Origin of the sequence: Pseudomonas stagnisoli (assembly GCF_048595745.1) — a bacterium.
Taxonomy (GTDB): domain Bacteria; phylum Pseudomonadota; class Gammaproteobacteria; order Pseudomonadales; family Pseudomonadaceae; genus Aquipseudomonas; species Aquipseudomonas alcaligenes_A.
This window is the reverse complement of sequence record NZ_CP184361.1, coordinates 625639-652635: the sequence shown is the minus strand read 5'-3', so window position 1 is coordinate 652635 and position 26997 is coordinate 625639. Positions and strand designations below refer to the sequence as shown.

The 26997-nt window shown below is 64.5% G+C and carries 20 protein-coding genes and 1 tRNA gene; 17 read left to right on the top strand and 4 right to left on the bottom strand.

The window, feature by feature from the left end; translation table 11 throughout:
- Window positions 1–2: 2 nt before the first annotated feature.
- The 11 genes from ACOAPY_RS03075 to ACOAPY_RS03025 all read left to right on the top strand — a co-directional run bounded on the left by ACOAPY_RS03075 (window position 3) and on the right by ACOAPY_RS03025 (window position 14067).
- Window positions 3–2765 (top strand): LPS-assembly protein LptD, encoded by a 2763-nt coding sequence (locus tag ACOAPY_RS03075; RefSeq protein WP_465155003.1) that lies wholly within the window; start codon window positions 3–5, stop codon window positions 2763–2765.
- On the top strand, window positions 2740–4038 hold the full coding sequence (locus ACOAPY_RS03070) for a peptidylprolyl isomerase (protein ID WP_465155001.1): 1299 nt from the start codon (window positions 2740–2742) through the stop codon (window positions 4036–4038). Before ACOAPY_RS03075 ends, ACOAPY_RS03070 begins: the two co-directional genes overlap by 26 nt.
- A gap of 90 nt (window positions 4039–4128) precedes the next feature.
- Window positions 4129–5121: a 4-hydroxythreonine-4-phosphate dehydrogenase PdxA gene (pdxA, locus tag ACOAPY_RS03065; protein ID WP_465155000.1), complete on the top strand. Its 993-nt coding sequence runs from the start codon at window positions 4129–4131 to the stop codon at window positions 5119–5121.
- A gap of 128 nt (window positions 5122–5249) precedes the next feature.
- Window positions 5250–6062 (top strand): 16S rRNA (adenine(1518)-N(6)/adenine(1519)-N(6))-dimethyltransferase RsmA, encoded by an 813-nt coding sequence (gene rsmA / locus ACOAPY_RS03060; protein WP_465154999.1) that lies wholly within the window; start codon window positions 5250–5252, stop codon window positions 6060–6062.
- Between the two features lie 31 nt (window positions 6063–6093).
- Window positions 6094–6474: a Co2+/Mg2+ efflux protein ApaG gene (gene apaG, locus ACOAPY_RS03055; RefSeq protein ID WP_076582590.1), complete on the top strand. Its 381-nt coding sequence runs from the start codon at window positions 6094–6096 to the stop codon at window positions 6472–6474.
- A complete protein-coding gene (locus ACOAPY_RS03050) occupies window positions 6474–7298 on the top strand; it encodes a symmetrical bis(5'-nucleosyl)-tetraphosphatase (protein WP_465154998.1) in 825 nt (274 codons plus the stop codon). The genes apaG and ACOAPY_RS03050 overlap by 1 nt, the downstream gene beginning before the upstream one ends.
- Window positions 7295–7624 (top strand): thiosulfate sulfurtransferase GlpE, encoded by a 330-nt coding sequence (gene glpE, locus ACOAPY_RS03045; RefSeq protein WP_465154997.1) that lies wholly within the window; start codon window positions 7295–7297, stop codon window positions 7622–7624. Before ACOAPY_RS03050 ends, glpE begins: the two co-directional genes overlap by 4 nt.
- A 267-nt stretch (window positions 7625–7891) precedes the next feature.
- Window positions 7892–9814 (top strand): PrkA family serine protein kinase, encoded by a 1923-nt coding sequence (locus tag ACOAPY_RS03040; protein WP_076424128.1) that lies wholly within the window; start codon window positions 7892–7894, stop codon window positions 9812–9814.
- Window positions 9815–9930: 116 nt separating this feature from the next.
- Entirely contained in the window at window positions 9931–11202 is a 1272-nt protein-coding gene (locus ACOAPY_RS03035) for a YeaH/YhbH family protein (protein ID WP_021702500.1), read from the top strand.
- Between the two features lie 10 nt (window positions 11203–11212).
- The gene (locus ACOAPY_RS03030) at window positions 11213–12769 is read left to right on the top strand and encodes a SpoVR family protein (protein ID WP_076582586.1); all 1557 of its coding nucleotides are present in this window, start codon (window positions 11213–11215) and stop codon (window positions 12767–12769) included.
- 65 nt (window positions 12770–12834) lie between these two features.
- The gene (locus ACOAPY_RS03025; RefSeq protein WP_465154996.1) at window positions 12835–14067 is read left to right on the top strand and encodes a multifunctional CCA addition/repair protein; all 1233 of its coding nucleotides are present in this window, start codon (window positions 12835–12837) and stop codon (window positions 14065–14067) included.
- A 16-nt stretch (window positions 14068–14083) separates the two neighbouring features.
- Here the strand turns inward: ACOAPY_RS03025 and folK are convergent, their stop codons facing one another.
- Together folK and folB are read right to left on the bottom strand one after the other, a co-directional pair.
- On the bottom strand, window positions 14084–14617 hold the full coding sequence (gene folK, locus ACOAPY_RS03020; protein WP_203790489.1) for a 2-amino-4-hydroxy-6-hydroxymethyldihydropteridine diphosphokinase: 534 nt from the start codon (window positions 14615–14617) through the stop codon (window positions 14084–14086).
- Window positions 14614–14967, bottom strand: a complete 354-nt coding sequence (gene folB / locus ACOAPY_RS03015; RefSeq protein ID WP_076424116.1) for a dihydroneopterin aldolase — start codon at window positions 14965–14967, stop codon at window positions 14614–14616. Before folB ends, folK begins: the two co-directional genes overlap by 4 nt.
- A 75-nt stretch (window positions 14968–15042) precedes the next feature.
- Between folB and plsY the strand changes: the two genes are divergently transcribed.
- Window positions 15043–15612, top strand: a complete 570-nt coding sequence (gene plsY / locus ACOAPY_RS03010) for a glycerol-3-phosphate 1-O-acyltransferase PlsY (RefSeq protein WP_465154995.1) — start codon at window positions 15043–15045, stop codon at window positions 15610–15612.
- A gap of 19 nt (window positions 15613–15631) precedes the next feature.
- Here the strand turns inward: plsY and tsaD are convergent, their stop codons facing one another.
- On the bottom strand, window positions 15632–16657 hold the full coding sequence (gene tsaD, locus ACOAPY_RS03005) for a tRNA (adenosine(37)-N6)-threonylcarbamoyltransferase complex transferase subunit TsaD (RefSeq protein WP_465154994.1): 1026 nt from the start codon (window positions 16655–16657) through the stop codon (window positions 15632–15634).
- 199 nt (window positions 16658–16856) lie between these two features.
- Between tsaD and rpsU the strand changes: the two genes are divergently transcribed.
- The 5 genes from rpsU (at window position 16857) to ACOAPY_RS02980 (ending at window position 25033) form a co-directional block, all read left to right on the top strand.
- Window positions 16857–17072, top strand: coding sequence for a 30S ribosomal protein S21 (gene rpsU / locus ACOAPY_RS03000; RefSeq protein ID WP_021702507.1), 216 nt, complete (start codon window positions 16857–16859; stop codon window positions 17070–17072).
- Between the two features lie 140 nt (window positions 17073–17212).
- Window positions 17213–19216 (top strand): DNA primase, encoded by a 2004-nt coding sequence (gene dnaG, locus ACOAPY_RS02995; protein ID WP_465154993.1) that lies wholly within the window; start codon window positions 17213–17215, stop codon window positions 19214–19216.
- Between the two features lie 67 nt (window positions 19217–19283).
- Window positions 19284–21122 carry an RNA polymerase sigma factor RpoD gene (rpoD, locus tag ACOAPY_RS02990; RefSeq protein ID WP_465154992.1) on the top strand — a complete coding sequence of 613 codons (1839 nt, stop codon included), beginning with the start codon at window positions 19284–19286 and terminating at the stop codon, window positions 21120–21122.
- Window positions 21123–21204: 82 nt separating this feature from the next.
- Window positions 21205–24939 carry a bifunctional diguanylate cyclase/phosphodiesterase gene (locus tag ACOAPY_RS02985; protein ID WP_465154991.1) on the top strand — a complete coding sequence of 1245 codons (3735 nt, stop codon included), beginning with the start codon at window positions 21205–21207 and terminating at the stop codon, window positions 24937–24939.
- A gap of 17 nt (window positions 24940–24956) precedes the next feature.
- A tRNA-Ile gene (locus tag ACOAPY_RS02980) sits at window positions 24957–25033 on the top strand.
- 84 nt (window positions 25034–25117) lie between these two features.
- On the opposite strand, the gene ACOAPY_RS02975 is transcribed toward ACOAPY_RS02980, so the two are convergent.
- Entirely contained in the window at window positions 25118–26905 is a 1788-nt protein-coding gene (locus tag ACOAPY_RS02975) for an alkyl/aryl-sulfatase (protein WP_465154990.1), read from the bottom strand.
- Window positions 26906–26997 lie beyond the last annotated feature (92 nt).

Sequence of the window (26997 nt, the reverse complement as noted above, 5' to 3'; positions counted from 1 at the left end):
AGATGGCAGTAAAACTCCCCCTGTTCCGTAAAAAATTCCCGTTGCTGGTGACCGGCGGCTTGCTGGCCCTGCAACCCCTGGCCTCGCCTTTCGCCGTCGCTGCCGAGCAGTATGACTGCAGTGCCTCCGCCACCGGCGGTTGGGCTTGCACGCCAAAGAGCAACGCCGCCGTCGACCTGCCGCGTCCGCAGCACAGCGCCAATGCTGTCAGCTCCGCGCCGGCCGATGCCAAGTCCGTCGATGGCCAAGCCCAGGGCGAGCAGCCGGTACTGGTCACCGAGAGCGGTGGGCGCGCCCTGCAGAGCCGTAGCGCCGACTACAGCCACCTCGACTGGGTACCGCGCGAGCAGCTGACTGCCGCCCAGCTGGCGGAAGTCGGCCCCTACTGCGAGGGCTCCTACGTCGAGCCGCTGCGCCCGGGGATGAACGACGACACGCCGATGAACGAGTCGCCGACCTTCGTTTCGGCCAAAGCCTCGCGCTACGAGCAGGAAAAGGAAGCCGCTACCCTGGCCGGTGACGTGGTCCTGCGCCAGTCGAGCATGCAGATCGAGGCCGACGAGGCCACCCTGCACCAGGCCGAGAACCGCGGCGAGCTGAAAGGCAACGTGCGCATTCGCGACAACGGCATGCTGGTGGTCGGCGACCGCGCCGAGATCCAGCTGGACAACGGCGAGGCCAAGGTCGAGAACGCCGAATACGTGATTCACAAGGGCCACGTCCGCGGCAGCGCGCTTTACGCCAAGCGCGAAGAGAGCGCCGTCGTCCGCCTCAAGGACGGTACCTTCACCCGTTGCGAACCCGGCAGCAACGCCTGGCACCTGAAAGGCAACAACGTCAAGCTGGACCCCGCCACCGGCTTCGGCACCGCGACCAACGTAACCCTGCGGGTGAAAGACATTCCGGTCTTCTACACCCCGTACATCTATTTCCCGATCGATGATCGCCGCCAGTCCGGCTTCCTCGCCCCGGGCATCAGCACCTCGAGCGACACCGGTTTCTCGCTGTCGACGCCTTACTACTTCAACCTGGCGCCGAACTACGACGCCACCCTCTACCCGACCTACATGGCCAAGCGCGGCCTATTGCTGGAAGGCGAGTTCCGCTACCTGACCAAGAGCAGCGAAGGCCAGATCGGTGGCGCCTACCTGGATGACCAGGAAGACGAACGCAAGCTGCAGTCCGAGTACGAAGACCAGCGCTGGATGTACAACTGGCAGCACAAGCAGGGCCTCGACTCGCGCCTGCTGGCCGAAGTCGACTACACCGACATCAGCGATCCTTACTACTTCCAGGACCTCGACAGCGACCTGGAAAACCTGGAAACCCCAGACTTCCTCAATCAGCGCGGCACGCTCACCTACCGCGGCGACAGCTTCGTTGCCCGCTTGAACGCTCACGCCTATGCGCAGACCAGCGTCATCGATATCACGCCGTACGAGCGCCTGCCGCAGCTCACTCTGGATGGACAGCTGCCGTTCCAACCGGGCGGCCTGAATTTCTTCTATGGCAGCGAGTTCGTCCGCTTCGATCGCAACCTGCGCAGCGGCAACTTCATCGACGAAGACGGAAATGCCCAGCCCTGGTACGACAACTTTGTTAGCGGCATCGCCCGCTCGACGGGCGACCGCATCCATCTCGAGCCGGGCATGAGCCTGCCGATGGAAAACAGCTGGGGCTTCATCAAGCCGAGCCTGAAGTATGCCTACACGCAGTATGATCTGGACCTGGACTCCATCGGCAAATCCCAGCTGACGGGCAACTTCCAGGACTCTCCAGACCGCAGCGTACCGATCACCAGCATCGACAGCGGCCTGTACTTCGACCGGAATACCCAGCTGTTCGGCACCAACTTCCGCCAGACCCTGGAGCCGCGCGCATACTATCTGTATGTGCCGGAAGAGGATCAGGATGAGATCCCGGTGTTCGACACCGGCGAATACAGCTTCAATTATGCCTCGTTGTTCCGCGACAACCGCTTCTCTGGACGCGACCGCATCGGTGACGAGAACAAGCTGTCGCTGGGCGTGACCAGCCGCTGGATCGAAGACAACGGCTTCGAACGCCAGACCTTCAGCATCGGCCAGGCCATCTACTTCGCCGATCGCAAGGTGCAGATGCCGGGTATCGACTACCGTACCCGCGACGATGCGAAGTCCGATTTCTCGCCCTACGCGCTGGAGTACATGTACCGCTTCAACCGCGACTGGCGCCTGACCTCCGACTTCAACTGGGATGGCGAAACCCACCGCACCCGCTCCGGCAGCGTGATGTTCCACTACCAGCCGGAAGACAACCCGAACAAGGTAGTCAACGCCGGCTTCCGCTATCGCGACGACACCATTCGCTATGACCAGGCCAGTGGTACCTGGACCTATGGCAGCGACTTCGGCACTCCGGGCACCGCCAACTACATCAAGGACTACTACAAGATCGAGCAGCATGACGTCTCCGTCATCTGGCCGATGGTCCCGCAGTGGAACGTGATCGCCCGCTGGCAGCACGACTACGCACGCAACCGCACCCTGGAAGCCTTCGGCGGCTTCGAGTACGACAGCTGCTGCTGGAAACTGCGCCTGATCAACCGCTACTGGATCGACTACGACGAAACCAGTCTCAACCCGGACGTCAACGAAGAGCCGGATCGCGGCATCTTCCTGCAGGTCGTCCTCAAGGGGCTCGGCAATGTGCTGGGCGGCAAGACCGAAGGTTTCCTCGAGCAAGGCATTCAAGGTTATCGTGAACGTGAAGAACAAGCTTTCTGATTGCCTGCGCCCGCTGTTGCTGGGCGCAGTTCTCCTCGCCTCCGGCGCCCAGGCGCAGTTCCAGTCCCTCGATCGCGTGGTCGCCATCGTCGACAACGACGTGATCATGTACAGCCAGCTGGATCAGCGCCTGCGTGAAGTCGAGCAGAGCATCGCCAAGCGTGGCGGGCAGATGCCGCCCCAGGACGTGATGCAGCAACAGGTGCTGGAGCGCCTCATCGTCGAGAACCTGCAACTGCAGATCGGCGACCGCTCCGGCATCCGCATCACCGACGAGGAACTGAACCAGGCCATGGGCAGCATTGCCCAGCGTAACAACCTGACCCTGGATCAGTTCCGTGCCGCCCTGTCGCGTGACGGCCTGTCCTACGAGGAAGCCCGCGACCAGGTGCGTCGCGAGATGATCATCAGCCGCGTGCGTCAGCGCCGCGTAGCCGAGCGTATCCAGGTCACCGATCAGGAAGTGCAGAACTTCCTCGCCTCCGACCTCGGTCAGATGCAGCTGTCGGAAGACTACCGGCTGGCCAACATCCTGATTCCGGTGCCCGAGGCTTCTTCACCGGACGAAATCCGTGCGGCGGCGCAGAAAGTCTCCAGCATCTATGACCAGCTGCGCAGCGGCGCCGATTTCGCCCAGCTGGCGATCTCCAGCTCCGCCAGCGAGAACGCACTGGACGGTGGCGAGATCGGCTGGCGCCGGGCCGCCCAGCTGCCGCCGACCTTCGTCGAGCTGCTGCGCAGCCTGAACGTCGGCGACATCACCGAGCCGGTCCGCACCCCCAGCGGTTTCATGATCGTCAAACTGCTGGAAAAGCGTGGTGGCGATACTCAGGTTCGCGATGAAGTGCATGTGCGCCACATCCTGATCAAGCCCAACGAAGTCCGCAGCGAAGCGGAGACCCAGCGTCTGGTCGAACGTCTGTACGAGCGCATCATCGCTGGCGAAGACTTCGCCACCCTGGCCAAGAGCTTCTCCGAGGACCCGGGTTCCGCGCTCAATGGCGGCGACCTGAACTGGATCGACCCCAACACCCTGGTGCCGGAGTTCCGCGAAGTGATGGCCAAGACGCCCAGCGGCCAGCTCTCCAAGCCGTTCAGGAGCCCCTACGGCTGGCACGTCCTGGAAGTCATGGGCCGTCGCGCTACCGACAGCAGCGAGCAGTACCGCGAGCAGCAGGCCATGAATGCCCTGCGCAACCGCAAGTACGACGAGGAGCTGCAGGCCTGGCTGCGCCAGATCCGCGACGAGGCCTACGTCGAGATCAAACTCTGACGATTCGCAGCACCACCAGAGAGCCCGGCACCGCCGGGCTTTTTCTTGAGCGTAAAATAGCGCCCATCCGCCAGCCCGAAGAGATCGATCATGCTCGCATCCCGCCTGTTTGCCCTGACCCCCGGTGAGCCGGCCGGTATCGGCCCGGATCTTTGCCTGTTGCGGGCGCGCGAGGCCCAGCCTCAGGTGCTGGTGGCGGTGGCCAGCCGCCAACTACTGGCCGAGCGCGCCGCACAGCTGGGCCTGCACATCGAGCTGCACGATGTCGGCCCCGGCCACTGGCCACACGCCCCCGCGCCGGCCGGCAGCCTGTATGTCTGGGACACCCCGTTGGCCGCCCCGGTGGTTGCCGGACAGCTGGACCGCAGCAACGCCGACTATGTACTGCAGACTCTCACCCGCGCCGGCCAGGGCTGCATCGACGGCACCTTCGCCGGGATGATCACCGCGCCGGTGCACAAGGGCGTGATCAACGAGGCCGGCATCCCCTTCTCCGGCCATACCGAGTTTCTCGCCGAGCTGACCGCCACCGAGCAGGTGGTGATGATGCTGGCGACCCGTGGCCTGCGCGTGGCCCTGGTGACCACTCACCTGCCCCTGCGCGACGTCGCCGACGCCATCACTGCCGAGCGCCTGGCGCGCGTCAGCCGCATCCTGCATGCCGACCTGGTGGAGAAGTTCGGCATCGCTGCCCCGCGCATCCTGGTCTGTGGCCTCAACCCGCACGCCGGCGAAGGTGGCCATCTGGGCCGCGAGGAAATCGAGGTGATCGAGCCGACCCTGGCGTGCCTGCGCGGCGAGGGCCTGAACCTGATCGGACCGCTGCCGGCCGACACCCTGTTCACCCCCAAGCACCTCGACCACTGCGACGCGGTATTGGCGATGTACCACGACCAGGGCCTGCCGGTGCTCAAGTACAAGGGCTTCGGTGCGGCGGTCAATGTCACCCTGGGTCTGCCGATCATCCGCACCTCGGTCGACCACGGCACCGCCCTGGACCTGGCAGGCAGCGGTCAGGTGGATACCGGCAGCCTGCAGGTGGCCCTGGAAACCGCCTATCAGATGGCCGCGGCACGTCGCTGATCGCAGACCCAAGGCTTTTCTCGCGCGGGTTGTGGCGCGGGAGGCTTAGAGCCTGGCCGCTTGGCTGCTAAACTGCCGCTCTTTGCATTGTGCTTTGAGCTTGTGGCTTGAAGCTTGGAGCCGTACCCATGTCCGAATACCAACACCGCGCGCGCAAGCGCTTCGGCCAGAACTTCCTGCACGACGCCGGGGTCATCCACCGCATCCTGCGCGCCATCCATGCCAGGGAAGGCGAGCGCCTGCTGGAGATCGGTCCTGGCCAGGGCGCGCTGACCGAAGGTCTGCTGGGCAGCGGCGCGCAGCTCGACGTGATCGAACTGGACCTCGACCTGATCCCCATCCTGCAGGCCAAGTTCGGTGGCAACCCCAACTTCCGCCTCAACCAGGGCGACGCCCTGAAGTTCGACTTCACCCGCCTGCAGGCCGCGCCGCACAGCCTGCGAGTGGTCGGCAACCTGCCGTACAACATCTCGACGCCGCTGATCTTCCACCTGCTGGACAACGCGCCGCTGATCCGCGACATGCACTTCATGCTGCAGAAAGAGGTAGTGGAGCGCCTGGCCGCCGAGCCGGGTGGTGGCGACTGGGGCCGCCTGTCGATCATGGTGCAGTATCACTGCCGGGTGGAGCATCTGTTCAATGTCGGGCCAGGCGCTTTCAATCCGCCGCCCAAGGTCGATTCGGCCATCGTTCGCCTGGTGCCGCACGAAGTGCTGCCGCACCCGGCCAAGGATCATCGCCTGCTCGAGCGCCTGGTACGCGAGGCCTTCAACATGCGCCGCAAAACCCTGCGCAACACGCTCAAGCAGCTGCTGCCGGCCGAGGCCATCGAGGCCGCCGGCGTGGATGGCGGCTTGCGCCCGGAACAGCTCGACCTGGCTGCCTTCGTGCGCCTGGCCGATCAGCTGGCCGCACGCCAGAGCGCCGAACAAGCGGACTAAACTGCCCTTCCAGCCTGTCGAGTTTTCCCAGATGGCCGACCCGCGTTACCAGATCGACGTCAGCGTCGAAACCCGCTACCTGCCGGAGCAATCGACCCCGGAGCAGAACCGCTACGCCTTCGCCTACACCGTGACCATCCACAACGCCGGCAGCGAGGCAGCCAAGCTGCTCAGCCGGCACTGGATCATCACCGACGGCGACGGCCGTGTGCAGGAGGTGCGCGGCGCCGGCGTGGTCGGCCAGCAGCCGCACCTGCAGCCGGGTGAGCGCCACACCTACAGCAGCGGCACCGTGATGGCGACCAAGGTCGGCAACATGCACGGCAGCTACCAGATGCTCGCCGACGATGGCAAACGCTTCGATGCGACCATCGCGCCCTTCCGCCTGGCCGTACCGGGGGCCCTGCACTGATGGCGACCTATGCCGTCGGCGACCTGCAGGGCTGCCTGCAGCCACTGCAGTGCCTGCTCGAACGCGTCGCCTTCGACCCAGCACGGGACAAACTCTGGCTGGTCGGCGATCTGGTCAACCGTGGCCCACAGTCGCTGGAAACCCTGCGCTTTCTGTTCGCCATGCGCGAGGCACTGGTCTGCGTGCTCGGCAACCACGACCTGCACCTGCTGGCGGCGGCGCACAATGTCGAGCGGCTGAAGAAGCACGACACCCTGCAGGAAATCCTCGACGCGCCGGACCGCGCCGACCTCCTCGAGTGGCTGCGCCAGCAGAAGCTGATGCACTACGACGAGCAGCGCGACATCGCCCTGGTGCATGCCGGCATCGCGCCGCAGTGGACGCTGAAGAAGGCGCTCAAGCGCGCCGCCGAAGTCGAGGAAGTGCTGCGTGACGACGCCCGCCTGCCGCTGTTCCTCGACGGCATGTACGGCAACGAACCGGCCTGCTGGGACGGCGACCTGCACGGTGTCACCCGCCTGCGGGTGATCACCAACTACTTCACACGCATGCGCTTCTGCACCGAGGACGGCACCCTCGATCTGAAGAGCAAGGAAGGCGTTGGCACTGCCCCGCCTGGCTATGCCCCCTGGTTCAGCTGGCCCTCGCGCAAGACCCGCGGGCAGAAGATCATCTTCGGCCACTGGGCAGCGCTGGAAGGCCACTGCGACGAACCCGGCCTGCACGCCTTGGACAGCGGCTGCGTGTGGGGCGGCGCCATGACCCTGATGAATATCGACAGCGGCGAGAAACACCGCTGCGACTGCAAGGAGATCGCCCGATGAGCGAATTCAAACGCATTGCCCCGGAACAGGCACAGGCCCTGCGCGAGCAGGGTGCCGTGGTCGTGGATATCCGCGACCCGCAGAGCTTCGCCAGCGGCCATATCAGTGGCTCCAGCCATCTCGACAACCACAGCCTGGCGGACTTCATCGCCAAGGCCGACTTCGATCACCCGCTGATCGTCACCTGCTATCACGGCAACTCCAGCCAGAGCGCCGCCGCCTACCTGGCACACCAGGGCTTTGCCGAGGTCTACAGCCTGGACGGCGGCTTCGAGCTGTGGCGCAGCCAATACCCGGATCAGGTATCGCGCAGCGAGCTCGAATAAAAAATCCGGCGCGGCGCAAAGCCGCGCCAGCCGTAGCCTGCCGACGAACGGCAACACCTTGTCACCCTCTCGCCACACTTGACGCCGGCGAAACCGAACTACGCTTAAGACGAGGCCATCCAGAAGGGAGAGCCGGCACACCGGTTCCGGGCCATCGGTAGCGTCTTTGTCGTGTTCAGGGGGATGTTCAACGGCCGACCCGCCGTCCTCCCGCGCACCCGCCCGAATGCCCCGCGCCGGCTCCACGCAAGCGAGCGAGGTGCAGTCATGAGTATATTCAGCCACTTCCAGCAACGTTTCGAGGCGACTCGGCAGGAAGAATATTCCCTGCAGGAATATCTGGAGCTGTGCAAGACCGACCGCAGCGCCTATGCCACCGCAGCCGAACGCATGCTGATGGCCATAGGTTCGCCCGAGCTGCTCGACACCTCGGCCGACCCACGGCTGTCGCGAATCTTCTCCAACAAGGTGATCCGTCGTTATCCCGCCTTCGCCGACTTCCACGGCATGGAAGAGTGCATCGACCAGATCGTCTCCTACTTCCGCCATGCCGCCCAAGGCCTGGAGGAGAAGAAGCAGATCCTCTATCTGCTGGGTCCGGTGGGCGGCGGCAAGTCCTCGCTGGCCGAGAAGCTCAAGCAGCTGATGGAACACATCCCCTTCTATGCCATCAAGGGCTCGCCGGTGTTCGAGTCGCCGCTCGGCCTGTTCAACGCCGACGAGGACGGCAAGATCCTCGAAGAGGAGTACGGCATCCCGCAGCGCTACCTGCGCTCGATCATGTCGCCCTGGGCGACCAAGCGCCTCAACGAATTCGGCGGCGACATCAGCAAGTTCCGCGTGGTCAAGCTGCACCCCTCGATCCTCAACCAGATCGCCATCGCCAAGACCGAGCCGGGCGACGAGAACAACCAGGACATCTCCGCCCTGGTCGGCAAGGTGGATATCCGCAAGCTCGAGGAATACCCGCAGAACGACGCCGACGCCTACAGCTACTCGGGCGCACTGTGCCGGGCCAACCAGGGCCTGATGGAGTTCGTCGAGATGTTCAAGGCACCGATCAAGGTGCTGCACCCGCTGCTGACGGCCACCCAGGAGGGCAACTACAACAGCACCGAGGGCCTTGGCGGCCTGCCCTACAGCGGCATCATCCTGGCCCACTCCAATGAGTCGGAGTGGCACAGCTTCCGCAACAACAAGAACAACGAAGCGTTCATCGACCGTATCTACATCGTCAAGGTGCCCTACTGCCTACGCGTCACCGACGAGGTGCGCATCTACGACAAGCTGCTGATCAACAGCTCGCTGGCCAACGCCCACTGCGCACCGGACACCCTGAAGATGCTGGCGCAGTTCTCCGTACTGAGCCGCCTGAAGGAGCCGGAGAACTCCAACATCTACTCGAAGATGCGCGTCTACGATGGCGAGAACCTCAAGGATACCGATCCCAAGGCCAAGTCGATCCAGGAATACCGCGACAGCGCCGGCGTCGACGAGGGCATGAACGGCCTGTCGACCCGCTTCGCCTTCAAGATCCTGTCCAAGGTGTTCAACTTCGACCCGCACGAGATCGCCGCCAACCCCGTACACCTGTTGTACGTGCTGGAACAGCAGATCGAGCAGGAGCAGTTCCCCGCCGAAATGCGCGAGCGCTACCTGCGCTACATCAAGGAGTACCTGGCGCCGCGCTACATCGAGTTCATCGGCAAGGAAATCCAGACCGCCTACCTGGAGTCCTACAGCGAGTACGGGCAGAACATCTTCGACCGCTATGTGCTGTACGCCGACTTCTGGATCCAGGACCAGGAATACCGCGACCCGGAAACCGGCGAGATTCTCAATCGAGTGGCCCTCAACGAGGAGCTGGAGAAGATCGAGAAACCGGCCGGCATCAGCAACCCGAAGGACTTCCGCAACGAGATCGTCAACTTCGTGCTGCGCGCCCGTGCCAACAACAACGGCAAGAACCCCACCTGGCTCAGCTACGAGAAGCTGAGGGTGGTCATCGAGAAGAAGATGTTCTCCAACACCGAGGACCTGCTGCCGGTCATCAGCTTCAACGCCAAGGCCAGCAAGGAGGATCAGCAGAAGCACAACGACTTCGTCAAACGCATGGTCGAGCGCGGCTACACCGAGAAGCAGGTGCGCCTGCTGTCGGAATGGTACCTGCGGGTGCGCAAGTCGCAGTAGTCTGCCATCGGCGTCGCGGCAAGACCGCGGCGCCGGTCGCCGCGCGTCCGCAAGGGCGAGCGTGCCATGAACCTGCTCGCCGGCTCGCTGCCGGGGGCGGGTTCTAAGGAGAAGTCATGAGCTATGTGATCGACCGGCGCCTGAACGGCAAGAACAAGAGCACGGTAAACCGCCAGCGCTTCCTGCGGCGCTACCGTGAGCACATCAAGAAGGCCGTCGAAGAGGCGGTCAGTCGGCGCTCCATCACCGACATGGAGCACGGCGAGCAGATCAGCATTCCCGGCCGCGACATCGATGAGCCAGTATTGCATCACGGCCGCGGCGGTCGGCAGACCGTCGTCCATCCCGGCAACAAGGAGTTCAACGCCGGCGACCATGTGCAACGCCCGCAAGGTGGTGGCGGTGGCCGGGGTTCCGGCAAGGCGAGCAACTCCGGCGAAGGCATGGACGAGTTCGTGTTCCAGATCACCCAGGAGGAATTCCTCGACTTCATGTTCGAGGACCTGGAGCTGCCCAACCTGATCAAGCGCCACCTAACCGGCACCGACACCTTCAAGACGGTGCGTGCCGGCATCAGCAACGAGGGCAACCCCTCGCGCATCAATATCGTCCGTACCCTGCGTTCGGCCCATGCCCGCCGCATCGCCCTGTCCGGCTCCAGCCGCGCCAAGCTGCGCGAGGCCAAGGCCGAGCTGGAGCGCCTGCGCCGCGAGGAGCCGGACAACTTCGGCGACATTCAGACGGTGGAAGCGGAGATCGAGCGCCTGAGTGCGCGCATCCACCGCGTGCCGTTCCTCGATACCTTCGACCTCAAGTACAACCTGCTGGTGAAGCAGCCCAACCCCAGCTCCAAGGCGGTTATGTTCTGCCTGATGGACGTCTCCGGCTCCATGACCCAGGCCACCAAGGACATCGCCAAGCGCTTCTTCATCCTGCTCTACCTGTTCCTCAAGCGGAACTACGAACGCATCGAGGTGGTGTTCATCCGCCACCACACCAGCGCCAAAGAAGTCGACGAAGAGGAGTTCTTCTATTCCCGGGAAACCGGCGGCACCATCGTCTCCAGTGCGCTCAAGCTGATGCAGGAGATCATGGCCGAGCGCTACCCGGTCAACGAATGGAACATCTACGGCGCCCAGGCTTCCGACGGGGACAACTGGAACGACGACTCGCCGGTCTGCCGCGACATCCTGATCAACCAGATCATGCCGTTCATGCAGTACTTCACCTACGTCGAGATCACCCCGCGCGAGCATCAGGCGCTGTGGTACGAGTATGAACAGGTCAGCGAGACCTTCCCCTCCTCCTTCGCCCAGCAGCAGCTGGTTTCCGCCGCCGACATCTACCCGGTGTTCCGCGAGCTGTTCCAGCGCCGCATGGTCACCTGAGGAACGCCCCATGAGCGCCAGACGCCAGCCCCTCTCCACCGGCTCGGAATGGACCTTCGACCTGATCCGCCAGTACGACAAGGAGATCGCGCGCATCGCCGAGCGCTATGCGCTGGACACCTACCCCAACCAGATCGAGGTAATCACCGCCGAGCAGATGATGGACGCCTACGCCTCGGTCGGCATGCCGCTGGGTTATCACCACTGGTCCTATGGCAAGCACTTCCTGGCCACCGAGAAAGGCTACTCGCGCGGGCAGATGGGCCTGGCCTACGAGATCGTGATCAACTCCGACCCCTGCATCGCCTACCTGATGGAAGAGAACACCATGTGCATGCAGGCCCTGGTGATCGCCCATGCCTGCTACGGCCACAACAGCTTCTTCAAGGGCAACTACCTGTTCCGCACCTGGACCGACGCCAGCTCGATCATCGACTACCTGGTGTTCGCCAAGCAGTACATCATGCAGTGCGAGGAGCGCCACGGCATCGACGCCGTGGAAGAGCTGCTCGACTCCTGCCACGCCCTGATGAACTACGGCGTGGACCGCTACAAGCGCCCCTACCCGATCTCCGCCGAAGAAGAACGGCGCCGCCAGAAGGAGCGCGAGGAGCACCTGCAGAAGCAGATCAACGACCTCTGGCGCACCATCCCCAAGAGCGCCAGCAAGGGCCACGATCAGGACAGCAAGCGCTGGCCGGCCGAGCCGCAGGAAAACATCCTGTACTTCCTGGAGAAGCACGCGCCGCTGCTGGAGCCCTGGCAGCGCGAGGTGATCCGCATCGTGCGCAAGATCGCCCAGTACTTCTATCCGCAGCGCCAGACCCAGGTGATGAACGAGGGCTGGGCGACCTTCTGGCACTACACCCTGATGAACGACCTGTACGATGAAGGCCTGGTCACCGAAGGCTTCATGATGGAGTTCCTGCAGTCACACACCGGGGTCATCTACCAGCCCGGCTTCGACAGCCCCTACTACAGCGGCATCAACCCCTACACCCTGGGTTTCGCCATCTACAGCGATCTGCGTCGCATGTGCGAACACCCCACCGAGGAGGACAAGCGCTGGTTCCCGGACATCGCCGGCAGCGACTGGCTGAGCACCCTCAAGTTCGCCATGGCCAACTTCAAGGACGAGAGCTTCATTCTGCAGTTCCTCTCGCCCAAGGTGATCCGCGACCTCAAGCTGTTCAGCGTGCTCGACGACGACCAGAAGGACGACCTGCTGATTCCCGCCATCCACGACGAGCCCGGTTACCGGCAGATCCGCGAGACCCTGGCCGCCCAGTACAACCTGGGCAACCGCGAGCCCAACGTGCAGATCTGGAGCGTGGATCGCCGCGGTGATCGCTCTCTGACCCTGCGCCACTTCCAGCACGATCGCAAACCGCTGGGCGACTCGACCCAGGAAGTGCTCAAGCACCTGCACCGCCTGTGGGGCTTCGACATCCACCTGGAAAGCCTGCGCGGCGATCAGATCGTCGGCGTCCAGCACGTGCCGCCGCGCAGCGAGCACAGCGAGGACAACGACTACCCGCGTCTGGACCTGGTGATTCCGCCCATCTGACGGCCGGATGAGCGCCTCGCCCGGCGCTTTTCGCTTATCCTCCGCGGCAACGGAGGACTTCATTCATGCAGATCTACAAAGTCGGCGGCGCCGTGCGCGACCGCCTGCTCGGCCGGCCCGTCAGCGATATCGACTGGGTGGTGGTCGGCGCCAGCGCCGAAGCCATGCAGGCCCAGGGCTTTCGCCCGGTGGGCGCCGACTTCCCGGTTTTTCTGCATCCCGACAGCGGCGAGGAATACGCCCTCGCCCGCACCGAGCGCAAAACCGGCCAAGGTTATGGCGGCTTCACCTTCCACGCCAGCCCGGAAGTGACGCTGGAAGAAGACCTGATCCGCCGCGACCTGACCATCAATGCCATGGCCGAGGACGATCAGGGCCATATCACCGACCCCTACGGCGGCCAGCGTGACCTTGAAGCGCGCCTCCTGCGCCATGTCTCCCCGGCCTTCGCCGAGGACCCGCTGCGCGTGCTGCGCGTCGCCCGTTTCGCCGCGCGCTACGCACCGCTGGGCTTCAGCGTGGCGCCGGAAACCCTGGCGCTGATGCGTCAGCTCGCCGAATCCGGCGAACTGCGCGCGCTCACCGCGGAACGCAGCTGGAAGGAAATCTCCCGCGCGCTGATGGAGCCGCGCCCCGATGTCTTCATCCAGGTGCTGCGCGACTGCGGCGCCCTGGCCGAGCTGCTGCCGGAACTCGATGCCCTGTTCGGCATCCCGCAGACGGCAGCCCATCACCCCGAGGTGGACACCGGCGTGCACTGCCTGATGGTGCTGCAGCAGTGCGCCCGGCATGAGCAGCCGCTGAGCGTGCGCTGGGCCTGCCTGCTGCATGACCTGGGCAAGGGCCGTACGCCGCCGGCCGAATGGCCACGCCACATCGCCCACGAACATCGCGGGCTCAAGCTGATCGACGCGGTCAACCAGCGCTGCAAGGCACCGCGCGACTGCGCCGAACTGGCCCTGCTGGTCGGCGAGTACCACACCCACGGTCATCGTGCCCTGGAGCTGCGCGCCAACACCCTGCTGGAGTTGCTGCAGAGCTTCGACGTCTACCGCCGGCCGCAGCGCTTCGAGGAGTTCATCGCCGCCTGCGAAATGGACGCGCGTGGCCGTCTGGGCCTGGAGGAACGCGCCTACCCGCAGGCCGAGTACCTACGCGGCGCCATGCAGGCAGCTCGTGCGGTGCACGTGCAGCCCCTGCTGGAGCGCGGCCTGAAGGGCGCAGAGCTGGGCGAAGCGCTGAAGGGCGAACGCCTGCAAGCCCTCAGGCACTACAAGGAAAGCGCACAGCAGGCGTAGCCCGACAGCCGGCGCGCTAGGACGGCGTCGGATAGGCCTGCAGCAGCGCGGCCGGCGTCAGCTCCACGCCGCGCCAGGCGAAAGGCACCGGCCACAGCTGCTGGTCGATCTGCGCCGTTGCCCAGAGCTCGGCGAAGGGTTTGTCGGCCACGGGGTGCACCGCCTCCGGCGCCAGCAGCGCCAGCGGCCAGAGCACGAAGGCATTCTTCAGAATCTCCGCCCGCGGCAGTTCCAGGCCATCGAAGCTGCCGACCAAGCCGTCGTACAGCAGCACGTCGATATCCAGCGGCAGCCCCTTGCGCTCGGGCGCGTAGCGGCCGTTGTCGGCTTCGATGAACTTGAGGCGGCGATCCAGCTCATGCAGGGACAGCTCGGTGCACCCGCTGACCACCAGGTTGTAGAAGTTGCCGCTCTTGATGCCGACCGGACGGCTCTCGAACACCGGCGAGCAACGCAGGTCGTGGACGAACTCGGCGAGGGCGTCGAGCCCGGCGACCAGGCGCTGCTCGCGCTCGATATTGCTCCCCAGCCCCAGGAAGATCGGTGTCATGGCCGGCTGCGCTCGATTTCCACGCCCACGGCGCGCGCCGCCGGGTTGGCGCCGGGCTTGGTGACCCGCAGGCGCAGCCAGGGTGCGCCGAAGTGTGCCAGCAGCTCGGCGGCCAGGCGCTCGGCAAAGGTCTCCACCAGCTCGAACTGAGCGGCGCGGGCGAAGGCCTGCACATGCTGGTTCACCGCCGCGTAGTCGAGGGCCTGGCTCAGGTCGTCAGTGGCAGCGGCCGGGCGAATGTCCCAGGCAAACGTCAGGTCCAGGCGCAGGCACTGGCGAATGCCGCGCTCCCAGTCGTACGCCCCGATCAGGGTGTCGACTTCCAGACCCTCGATGAAAACCTTGTCCAAACCTCGTCTCCGCTGCACGACAAGACACGGGTCTCGCCGCTAGAATCGGGGCTCACTCGCCCCGGAATGGATACCATGTTCTGGCTGCTGGCACTGCTCGCCTACCTGCTCGGCTCGCTGTCCTTCGCCATCCTGCTCAGCCGCCTGAGCGGCGGCCCCGATCCGCGCGCCAGCGGCTCGGGCAACCCCGGCGCCACCAACATGCTGCGCGTCGCCGGCAAGAAGCTGGCCGTGCTGACCCTGCTGGGCGACCTGCTCAAGGGCCTGCTGCCCGTGCTGGTCGCCCACCTGCTCGGCCTCGATGTCCAACAACAGGCCTGGATCGGCCTCGCCGCCGTGATCGGCCATCTCTACCCGGTCTACTTCCGCTTCCGGGGCGGCAAGGGCGTCGCCACGGCGGCCGGCATGCTGCTCGGCCTCTATCCGCCGGCGGCCCTACTGGCCCTGGCGAGCTGGGCGCTGACCTTCTACCTGACCCGCACCAGTTCCCTCGCCTCGCTGATCGCCACACCGCTGACGCTGCCCCTGCTGGCCTGGCAGCAGCCGGCGGCGCTGCTGCCGATGTGCGTGCTGACCGGGCTGATCGTCTGGCGTCATCGCGGCAATCTACGCGACCTCATGGCCGGACGCGAACGGCATTTCTAATGGCCGGCCTGAGCCAAACTCATATGGCCGGCAGCTGCTCCATCGGCCAGCGCGCCTGTACCCTGATCTCCGGCCCCTCGTGCTGGCCGGCCAGCAACCGCTGGCAGCCGGCATAGGCGATCATCGCGCCATTGTCGGTGCAGAAACGCGGGCGGGCGTAGAACACCTGGCCCTTGAGCCCGGACAGCATGCTTTCCAGGGACTGGCGCAGAGCCTGGTTGGCACTCACACCGCCGGCGATCACCAGGCTGTTCAGCCCGGTCTGCTTGAGCGCGCGCTTGCATTTGATGGTCAGCGTATCGACCACCGCATCCTGGAAGGCGCGGGCAATGTCGGCGCGGGTCTGCTCGCTGGCATCGCCGGCGTCGCGGCACTGCTGCCAGGTGTTCAGGGTGAACGTCTTCAGGCCGCTGAAACTGAAATCCAGGCCAGGCCTGTCGGTCATCGGCCGCGGGAAGGTGAAGCGTCCCGGCGTACCACTTTCCGCCAAACGGGCGATCTCCGGCCCGCCCGGGTAACGCAGCCCCATCAGCTTGGCGGTCTTGTCGAAAGCCTCGCCGGCAGCATCGTCTACCGACTCACCAAGCAACTGATAACGACCGATGCCGTCGACCCGCACCAGCTGGGTATGCCCCCCGGAAACGAGCAAGGCGACGAACGGAAAGGCCGGCGGCTGCTCTTCCAACATCGGCGCCAGCAGGTGCCCTTCCATATGATGCACCCCCACGGCCGGAATGCCCCAGGCGAACGCCAGGGCCTGAGCGCAGGCGGCGCCGACCAGCAGCGCGCCAACCAGCCCGGGGCCGGAGGTGTAGGCGATGGCCTCGATCTGCTCGCGGCTGGCACCGGCCTCATCCAGCACCTGGCGGATCAGCGGCAGCATGCGTTTGACGTGGTCGCGCGAAGCGAGCTCCGGCACGACACCGCCGTAGACGCGATGCAGATCGATCTGACTGAACAGCGCATCGGCCAGCAGGCCGCGCTCGCTGTCGTAGAGCGCGACGCCGGTCTCGTCGCAGGAGGTTTCCAGGCCCAGCACTAGCATGGGGGACCTTCAACACTGGCTATAAAAGGAGGCGCGCATGATAATCGCCGCCCCCTGGCCCGGCCAGCGCTTTTCGATCAGAGGCTTTGCATTCCGCGGCGCGAGGCGTTAATATCCGCAGCCCTTGAAAACCGACGTATTCCCGTGCCCTTGCCGGATCGCGTCGTCCATTCGGTAAAACAGTGAAGGTACGACCTGGATGCCAGCCGTCAAAGTTAAAGAGAACGAACCCTTCGACGTAGCTCTGCGTCGTTTCAAGCGCTCCTGCGAAAAAGCCGGTGTTCTGGCTGAAGTCCGCAGCCGCGAGTTCTACGAAAAGCCGACCACCGAGCGCAAGCGCAAGGCTGCTGCCGCTGTTAAGCGTCACGCCAAGAAAGTGCAGCGCGAGCAGCGTCGCCGCGAGCGCCTGTACTGAGTTATCAGTCGCGCCGCTAAAGGCTTGCGCACAGCCCGGCTCCGGCCGGGCTTTGCATTTCTGACTCCGCGTCGCCGTCCGGCGATGATCGGAGTTTTTTCGTTTATGCTGCCGCCTTTCTTCTTCCACGCTGACGAGCCATGGCCGGTCTGATTCCGCAGTCCTTCATCGATGACCTGCTCAACCGCACCGACATTGTCGAGGTGGTGAGTTCGCGCATCCAGCTGAAGAAGGCCGGCAAGAACTACACCGCCTGCTGCCCGTTCCACAAGGAGAAGACCCCCTCCTTCAGCGTCAGCCCGGACAAACAGTTCTACTACTGCTTCGGCTGCGGCGCCGGCGGCAACGCCCTCGGCTTCATCATGGATCACGACAGCCTGGACTTCCCCCAGGCCGTCGAGGATCTGGCCAAGCGCGCCGGCATGGACATCCCACGCGAGGAAGGCGGCCGCGGCCGCACCCCGCGCCAGCCGGTCGACTCACCTCTGTACCCGCTGCTGACGGCTGCCGCCGACTACTACCGCCAGGCCCTGAAGAGCCATCCGACGCGCAAGGCGGCCGTGGACTACCTCAAGGGCCGCGGCCTGACCGGCGAGATTGCCCGCGACTTCGGCCTGGGCTTCGCCCCGCCGGGCTGGGACAACCTGCACAAGCACATGGCCGGCGACAAGCTGCAGCAGAAGGCCATGATCGACGCCGGCCTGCTGATCGAGAACGCCGAGAACGGCCGCATCTACGACCGCTTCCGCGACCGCGTGATGTTCCCCATCCGCGACAGCCGCGGCCGCGTCATCGCTTTCGGCGGCCGCGTGCTCGGCGACGACAAGCCGAAGTACCTCAACTCCCCCGAAACCCCCGTGTTCCACAAGGGGCAGGAGTTGTACGGCCTGTACGAGGCGCGCAAGAACAATCGCGACCTCGACGAGATCATGGTGGTCGAGGGCTACATGGACGTCATCGCCCTGGCCCAGCAGGGCTTGCGCAACGCGGTAGCCACCCTTGGCACGGCGACCAGCGAGGAGCACCTAAAGCGCCTGTTCCGCCTGGTGCCCAGCGTGCTGTTCTGCTTCGACGGCGACGCCGCCGGGCGCAAGGCGGCCTGGCGCGCCCTGGAAGCCACCCTGCCCAACCTGCAGGACGGCCGCCGTGCACGCTTCCTGTTCCTGCCCGAAGGCGAAGACCCGGACACCCTGGTACGCAGCGAGGGCACCGATGCCTTCCGCGCGCGCATCAACCAGCACGCCCAGCCGCTGGCCGACTACTTCTTCCAGCAGCTCAGCGAAGAAGCCGACCCACGCTCGCTGGAAGGCAAGGCGCACCTGGTAACCCTGGCCGCACCCCTGATCGACAAGATCCCCGGCAACCACCTGCGCGCCCTGATGCGCCAGCGCCTGTCGGAAATCACTGGTCTCTCCGGCGAAATGCTGCAGCAGGTCGCCCAGAGCGCCCCCGCCACGCCCGCCGCATCGACCGGCAGCCATGAGCCGCCAGCGGATTATGGCCATTACTACGACGCCCAACCCGAGTACGGCGATGTTGCCGACTACGCCAACCATATCGAGCCGCCGGCCGAAGCCTACGAGCAGAAGAAGCCCTGGCAAAAAGGCGAGGGCAAATCCTGGAAGAAGGATAGCGAATGGAAAAAGGGCGGCGACTGGAAGAAGGGCGGACGCGATAGCGCACCGCCGCGCAAGCCGGTGCATGTCGAATCGCCGACCCTGACCGCCCTGCGCACCCTGCTGCACCACCCACAACTGGCGCAGAAGGTCGAGGATGTCAGCCATTTCGCCGACGAAGACGACACCTACGCCCAGCTGCTCGTCGCCCTGGTCGGCACCCTGCAGAAAAGCCCCAGACTGCGCTCGCTGCAGCTGATCGCCCGCTGGCACGGCACCGAACAGGGCCGCCTGCTACGCGCCCTGGCCGAGAAGGAGTGGCTGATCGAAGGCGACAATCTTGAACAGCAGTTCTTCGACACCATTACTACACTTGCCAATGGCCAACTGAAAAAGCGCCGTGACCAGCTACTGCGCAGCGTCATGCACAAGAGCCCCAGCGAACTAAGTGACGAGGAGAAAGCTCTATTGAGAGAGCACTTCAGCCACGCCACCACACCCGATAGCAAGAGCCCAACTGGCGCCTGACGCACCGAATCAGGTATAATCCTCGGCTTATTTTCAGCCCGCCAAGACCTTCAGTGGATAGGGTTTTATGTCCAAAGAACAGCAGTCACGCCTGAAAGAGTTGATCACCCGCGGTCGTGAGCAGGGTTACCTGACTTACGCCGAGGTCAACGACCACCTGCCGGAAGACATCTCCGATCCGGAACAGGTCGAAGACATCATCCGCATGATCAACGACATGGGCATCAACGTCTTCGAAAGTGCCCCGGATGCGGACGCCCTGTTGCTGGCCGAAGCCGACACCGACGAAGCCGCCGCCGAAGAAGCCGCAGCAGCCCTGGCCGCGGTAGAAACCGATATCGGCCGCACCACCGACCCGGTGCGCATGTACATGCGCGAAATGGGTACCGTTGAGCTGCTGACCCGCGAAGGCGAAATCGAAATCGCCAAGCGTATCGAGGAAGGCATCCGTGAGGTCATGGGGGCCATCTCCCTGTTCCCCGGTACCGTCGACAGCATCCTCGCCGAATACCAGCGTGTCACCAGTGAAGGCGGCCGCCTGTCCGACGTCCTCAGCGGCTACATCGACCCTGATGACGGCAGCCTGCCGGCCGAGGAAGTCGTGCCCGAGCTCAAGGAAGCCACGGCCGAAGCCAAGGACGACGAGGAAGAGGACGAGGAAGGCGACAGCGATTCCGACGACGAAGGCGACGGTGGCCCGGACCCGGAAGAAGCCGCCCGCCGCTTTGGCGCCGTTGCCGAGCAGCTGGACAAGACCCGCAAGGTCCTGAAAAAGCACGGCCGCGGCAGCAAGCAGGCCGAGAAGGAGCAGCAGGCCCTGGCCGAGCTGTTCATGCCGATCAAGCTGGTGCCCAAGCAGTTCGACGCCCTGGTCGAGCGCGTTCGCGGCTCGCTGGAACAGGTTCGCGCCCAGGAGCGCGCCATCATGCAGCTGTGCGTACGTGACGCGCGCATGCCTCGCGCCGACTTCCTCAAGCTGTTCCCCGGCAATGAAGTTGCCACCGACTGGGCTGCCGGCCTGGCCAAGGGCAAGGCCAAGTACGCCGAAGCCATCGGCAACCTGCTGGCCGACATCCAGCGCTGCCAGGAAAAGATGGCTGCCATCGAGGCCGACGCCGGCCTGGTGATCGCCGAGATCAAGGACATCAACCGCCGCATGTCCATCGGTGAAGCGAAAGCTCGCCGGGCGAAGAAGGAGATGGTCGAGGCCAACCTGCGTCTGGTGATCTCCATCGCCAAGAAGTACACCAACCGCGGCCTGCAGTTCCTCGACCTGATCCAGGAAGGCAACATCGGCCTGATGAAGGCGGTGGACAAGTTCGAATACCGCCGCGGCTACAAGTTCTCGACCTACGCCACCTGGTGGATCCGCCAGGCGATCACCCGCTCGATCGCCGACCAGGCGCGCACCATCCGTATTCCGGTGCACATGATCGAGACGATCAACAAGCTGAACCGTATCTCTCGCCAGATGCTTCAAGAGATGGGCCGCGAGCCGACTCCGGAAGAGCTGGGCGAGCGCATGGAAATGCCCGAGGACAAGATCCGCAAGGTCCTGAAGATCGCCAAAGAGCCGATTTCCATGGAGACGCCGATCGGCGACGACGAGGATTCGCACCTGGGCGACTTCATCGAGGACTCCACCATGCAGTCGCCGATCGAGGTGGCTACCGTGGAGAGCCTCAAGGAAGCCACTCGCGAAGTCCTGGCCGGGCTCACCGCCCGCGAGGCCAAGGTACTGCGCATGCGCTTCGGCATCGACATGAACACCGACCACACCCTCGAGGAAGTCGGCAAGCAGTTCGATGTCACCCGCGAGCGTATCCGCCAGATCGAAGCCAAGGCACTGCGCAAGCTGCGCCATCCGACGCGAAGCGAGCATCTGCGCTCCTTCCTCGACGAGTGATCACAAAACCCCGGCGCAAGCCGGGGTTTTTGTTTCTGCTACAGCTACACTTGCGTCATCTTCACGCTCTCGGAACTACCGCATGCCGCGCCTGCTGGCCATTCTCCTGTCGTGCCTGGCTTACTGGATGCAACCCGCGTCAGCCGTGGAGCTCAGCCCGGCAGAACAGCAATGGCTGGCTGAGCACCCACAGCTACGACTCGGCATTGACGCCTCCTGGGCCCCTTTCGAATTTCGCGACGAGCAGGGGCGCTACAGCGGCCTGAGCGCAGCCTACGTCGAACTGATCGAGAAGCGCCTGAACATCCGCATGGTGCCGGTGGAGCCTCGCCGCTGGAGCGAAGTACTGGCAGGCGCCAAAAGCGGGCAGCTCGATCTCCTGCCGGGCATCATGTCCACCCCCGAACGCCAACGCGACCTGGCCTTCACCCGCCCCTATCTCGACTTCCCGATCGTCATCCTGTCGCGCCGCGACGGCCCCCAGCCCATGCGCCTGAATGAACTGTACGGCCTCAAGATTGCGGTGGTGCAGGACTACGCCCCGCACGAACTGCTGCGCAACCGTCACCCGGATCTCAACCTGCTGCCACTCCCCAGCGTAGTGGCCGCTTTGCAGGCACTCGCCACAGGCCAGGCAGACGCCATGATCGGCGACCTCGCCTCAAGCGTCTGGAGCATGCGCCAGCTCAAGCTCAAAGACCTTCTGGTCAGCGGCGACACCCCCTATCGCTATCAGCTCGCCATGGCGGCGCCCAAAAGCCATGCACCGCTGATCAGCATCCTCGACAAGCTGTTCGCCGAACTCAGCGCCGAAGAAATCGCCACCCTGCAGGCGCCCTGGATAGGCAGCGTTCTCGACCAGCGCAGTACCTGGCAACGAGGAGCGCTGATCTACGGCCTGCCCGTGCTGCTCCTGGCCCTGCTGATCGTGGTGGCCGTCATGCGCGTGAATCGTCGCCTGCAACAGGAAGTGAACGAGCGCATGGCCCTTGAGAGTCGCCTGCGCGATAGCGAGCGACATTATCGCGGCATGGTCGAAAGCCTGAATGCGATTGCCTGGCAGATGCGCCTCTCGGACTACTGCTTCACCTACGTCTCCCCCCATGCCGAGAAGCTGCTCGGCTATCCCCTGGAGGACTGGCTGCAACCCGGCTTCTGGCAGCGCACCCTGCACCCCGAGGATGCCGCCCGCGCCGAATACTTCTGCGTCACGGAAAGTCAGGCCGGCCACGACCACAGCCTCGACTACCGGATGCTGGCAGCCGATGGCCGAGTGGTCTGGATACGTGACATCGTCACCCTGATCAACACCGAGGAAGGTACGGTACTGCGCGGCCTGATGATCGACATCAGCGAGGCCAAACGCATCGAGCAGGCCCAGCGCCTCTCGGAAGAGAAGTTCGAACTCGTGTTCCACAACTGCCCGGACATTCTGGTCATCGCACGCCGCAGCGATGGCGTGCTACTGACCGTCAACCGCACATTCGAGCAACAACTCGGGATTAGCGCACACGAGGCTATCGGCAGAACCGCCAGCGAACTGGGCATCTGGGGCACGCCCAGTATCGGCCCCATGGTGCTTGATCGCCTGCAAAGAGAAGCCCTCAACAACATCGAGATGCCCTTCAGCCGCCGCAATGGGGAGTTGTTCACGGGCCTGGTCTCGGCCCAGCACATCGACATCCACGACCAGCCTGCACTGGTAGTCGCCGTGCGCGACATTTCCGAACTCAAGCGCACGCAGCAGCAGCTCAGACTGTCGGAGGAAAAGTTCGCCAAAGCCTTCCACGCGTCACCGGATGGGCTGCTGATGACCCGCCTGCGTGACGGCATGATTCTCGAAGCCAACGAAGGCTTCTTCGATATCACGGGGCACGATAGCCGCGAGGTGATCGGCAACACCACGCTGGGCATCGGCCTGTGGGCAAATCCGGGCGACCGCGACACGATGATCACGCAGATACAAGCGAAGGGCTCGCTGCGCGACTTCCGCACCTGGATCAGCACGCACCACGGGCAACAGCGCCTGGCCGACCTCACCGTACAGTCGATCATCATCGACGAAGAACCTTGCATGCTGATCATCGCCCGCGACATCACCGAGCGCGAACACATGCAGGCACGTCTGCATCAGGCCGCCACGGTGTTCGAGAGCACCGCTGAAGGCGTGATGATCACCGACCTCAACCAGCGCATCACCGCAGTCAATCGTGCTTTCAGCACCATCACCGGCTACAGCGAGGCCGAGGCCCTGGGCCAGAGCCCGCGCCTGCTGTCGTCGGGCAAGCACGACAGCGCGTTCTATGCCGCCATGTGGCACCAACTGGCGGCGGAAGGCCACTGGCAGGGCGAGATCTACAACAAGCGCAAGAACGGCGAGCTGTATCCCGAGTGGCTGACCATCAGCGCCGTACGCGACCAGAGCGGGCAGATCACCCACTTCGTCGGCGTATTCGCCGATATCAGCTCGCTCAAGCAGGCCCAGGACCGCCTGGACTACCAGGCGCACCACGACCCACTCACCGGCCTGCCCAACCGCATGCTGTTCGAAAGCCGCCTGGACAACGCCCTCCACGATGCACGCACTGACCACCAGCGCGGCGCGGTGCTGTTCCTCGACCTCGATCGCTTCAAACACATCAACGACAGCCTCGGCCACCCGGTCGGTGACCAACTGCTCAAGAGCATCGCCCTGCGCCTGCGCGAACAACTGCGCGACATCGACACGGTGGCACGCCTGGGGGGTGATGAATTCATCGTGCTGCTACCGGGCCTGCACCAGCCGCGCGACGCCGAGCGGGTGGCGACCAAGCTGCTGACCTGCTTCCACGCGCCCTTCCAGGTGGACGGCCACGAGTTCTTCATCAGCGCCAGCATAGGTATCAGCCTGTTCCCCGAGGACGGCAGCGATGTCGCCACCCTGGTAAAGAACGCCGACGCCGCCATGTACAGCTCGAAGGCCAAGGGCCGCAACCGCGTGGAGTTCTACACCCGCAGCCTGACCTTCCAGGCCACCGAGCGCATGACCCTGGAGCTGGAGTTACGCCGCGCCATCGAACGCGACGAACTGAGCCTGCACTACCAGCCCAAGCTGTGCCTGCATACCGGCAAGCTGGTGGGCGCCGAGGCACTGATCCGCTGGCGCCACCCGGTATTCGGCGACATCCCCCCAGACCGTTTCATTCCCCTCGCCGAAGATAGCGGCATGATCCTCCAGCTGGGGGACTGGGTGCTCCTCGAAGCCTGCCGACAGATGCGCGCCTGGCAGGACCGCCATGCCCCTTTCGGCCCGCTGTCGGTCAACCTGTCCGGCAGCCAGCTACGCCAGGCGCAACTGTGCGAGCGCATTGCCGCCATCCTCGATACATTCGGCCTGAGCGCCGACAAGCTGCAACTGGAGATCACCGAGAGCTTCATCATGACCCAGGCCGAAGAGGCGCTGCTGATCCTGCATGAACTCAAGGAGCTCGGCCTGCAGCTGGCCATCGATGACTTCGGCACCGGCTATTCCTCGCTCAGCTACCTCAAGCGCCTACCCCTGGACATCCTCAAGATCGACAAGTCCTTCGTCCGCGGCCTGCCGGGCGATCCCGACGATGCCGCGATCACCCGCGCCATCATCGCCCTCGGCCGCAGCCTGCAGATGACCGTCATCGCCGAAGGTGTGGAGACCAAGGCGCAGGAGATATTCCTCACCAGCGAAGGTTGCGAACAGATCCAGGGCTACGTGATCAGCCGCCCGCTCTCGGCCGAGTCCTTCGCCGCCAATTTCCTCGGCCCGCTGCCGATTGGCAGCACGGAAAAGGCGCCGCTATAATCCGCCGCTCCTTCTGAGGGCCTATAGCTCAGTCGGTTAGAGCAGAGGACTCATAATCCTTTGGTCCACGGTTCGAGTCCGTGTGGGCCCACCACCTTGAAAGCCGCGCACTGCGCGGCTTTTGTCTTTATTGTGCTGGCGTCTACTGCAGCGGCGGTAAGAGCTTGTTGGCTCGTGCTCAGCGCACGGTCAGGCCAAAGGGTTCCTCCTCGAAATCAAAGCACCCCAGAAAGGTCTTGATATCGAGCAGGCTGCCGTCGACCTTGACGTCGCCCAGCAGTGCGCCTTTGACCAGCCCGCCTTCCCCCGTCAGCAGGGTGTCCATGAAGCTTTTGTTCATGGTCAGCCTGAGCGACGTGCCCTCCGGGATGCCGCGATGCAACTGGGCGACGCCGCGGCGCACCTCCAGTGCCCATTGCTCGCCCACGTCGGGAAACTCGAAGCCCAGTGTCATCTGCACATCGCCGGCCTTCTCCGGGTCGATGCGGGTGACCCAGTTGCCGAGGAAGGCTTGCGGCGTGAAGTTCTTCACCATCTGCGGTGAAAGGAATACGCCGCGCAGCACCTGGGCCTGTTCGCGCACGTCGTCGCCGTCGAACTTGCCTTCCAGCTCCATGGCGCTGGTCAGGTACCAGTTGCGCCAGTTGATGTTCATGCTCGCATAGCCCAGCTTGCGCAGGCTGCGGGCCTTGATGTCGCGGGCCAGAGCGTCTTCGTTGTCCACTCGGATGGCATAGCCGGACAGCTCCGCGGCCCACTGGTAGTCGCCTTTGAGATAGGCCTCGCCGGCGGCCAGCAGGACCTTCTCGCGCCCGCCCATCAGCGCGATCAGACGCTGCGCCTTGTCCTTCGGCGGGATCGGATCGAGGTCCACCGGGTCGCCCTGGAACCAGCCCAGGTAGCCGTTGTAGATCTGCCGCACGCTGTGCTTGACCGTACCGTAGTACTCGCGCAGGTAGGGGGTGTAGCCGGCCAGGTGCGGCGGCAGCTTGACCCTCTCGACCAGCTCGTCCGGGGTCAGCCCCTTGTTCATCCAGCGCACGGTCTGGTCGTGGATATAGGCGATGCCGTCACGGGTCATGCGCAGCACTTCCTCGACCTGCTCGGCGCCGCTGATCGGCCGCCCGTGCAGCGGCACCATGTGCTCGGCCTTGAGCGAGCGCAGCAGGTCGAGGCTGGCCACCCATTGCACCGGATCACGGAACTTGGTGCCGCGCAGGGTGTGGATGTTCGGCAGGGTCGGCCCCTGATCGACCTCGGCGCTGATCAGCACCTTATTGTCGGGCAGGTACAGCACGATTTCGTCCGGCGCCTCGCTGGGCGCATGCAGGAACTGCACCGGCAGGCCCGCCACCCGGGTGTCCAGGCGCTCCTTGAAGGTGATGGTGGGCGCGATGAAGGTCGACGGCTCGGCCTTGGCCAGCGGGCCGATGCCAGCGTTCATGTCCTGGTTGTCGGCCGCCGGCAGGAAGCTGCCGAAGCTGTAGGCCGAGCGCACACCGAGGATGGGGCCGACCTGCGCGCCCTGCGCCACCACGTTGGCCAGCAGGGTTTCATGGGCGTAGATCTGCACCTCGCCGCTGGCCACCTGCTCGGGGCTGACGAACGCCTGCACGCCGTTGATGTGGTCCGGGTGGAAGTGGGTGTAGACCACCGCCTTGACCGGCTTGTCGCTGACCTTGCGCAGCTCGGCCATGATCTTGCGCGACTCGCTCACCGACTCGCCGGTGTCGACGATGATCAGGCCCTCGGGGGCGTCGATGGCCACCACGTTGCCGAGCTGCCAGCCCACCGCCGACCAGACGTTGTCGGCCACCCGATACAGCTTCTGGTTGAAATGCGCGGTGTGCGCCTTGAGCTCGGGGTGAATGCTCGGCGTGATCTGTTCCTCGGGCAGCGCGGCCAGGGCACCGAGAGGCAGGGTGGCGGCCAGGAGCAGGCCGCTGAAACGACGAAGTGCAGACATGGGAGGCGGACTCGTTGTTGTTATCTCGCCTGGCAGACTGGCAAAGGTGTTGTGATAATTCCAATGCATTCCATTCGAAATACCAATGCGAG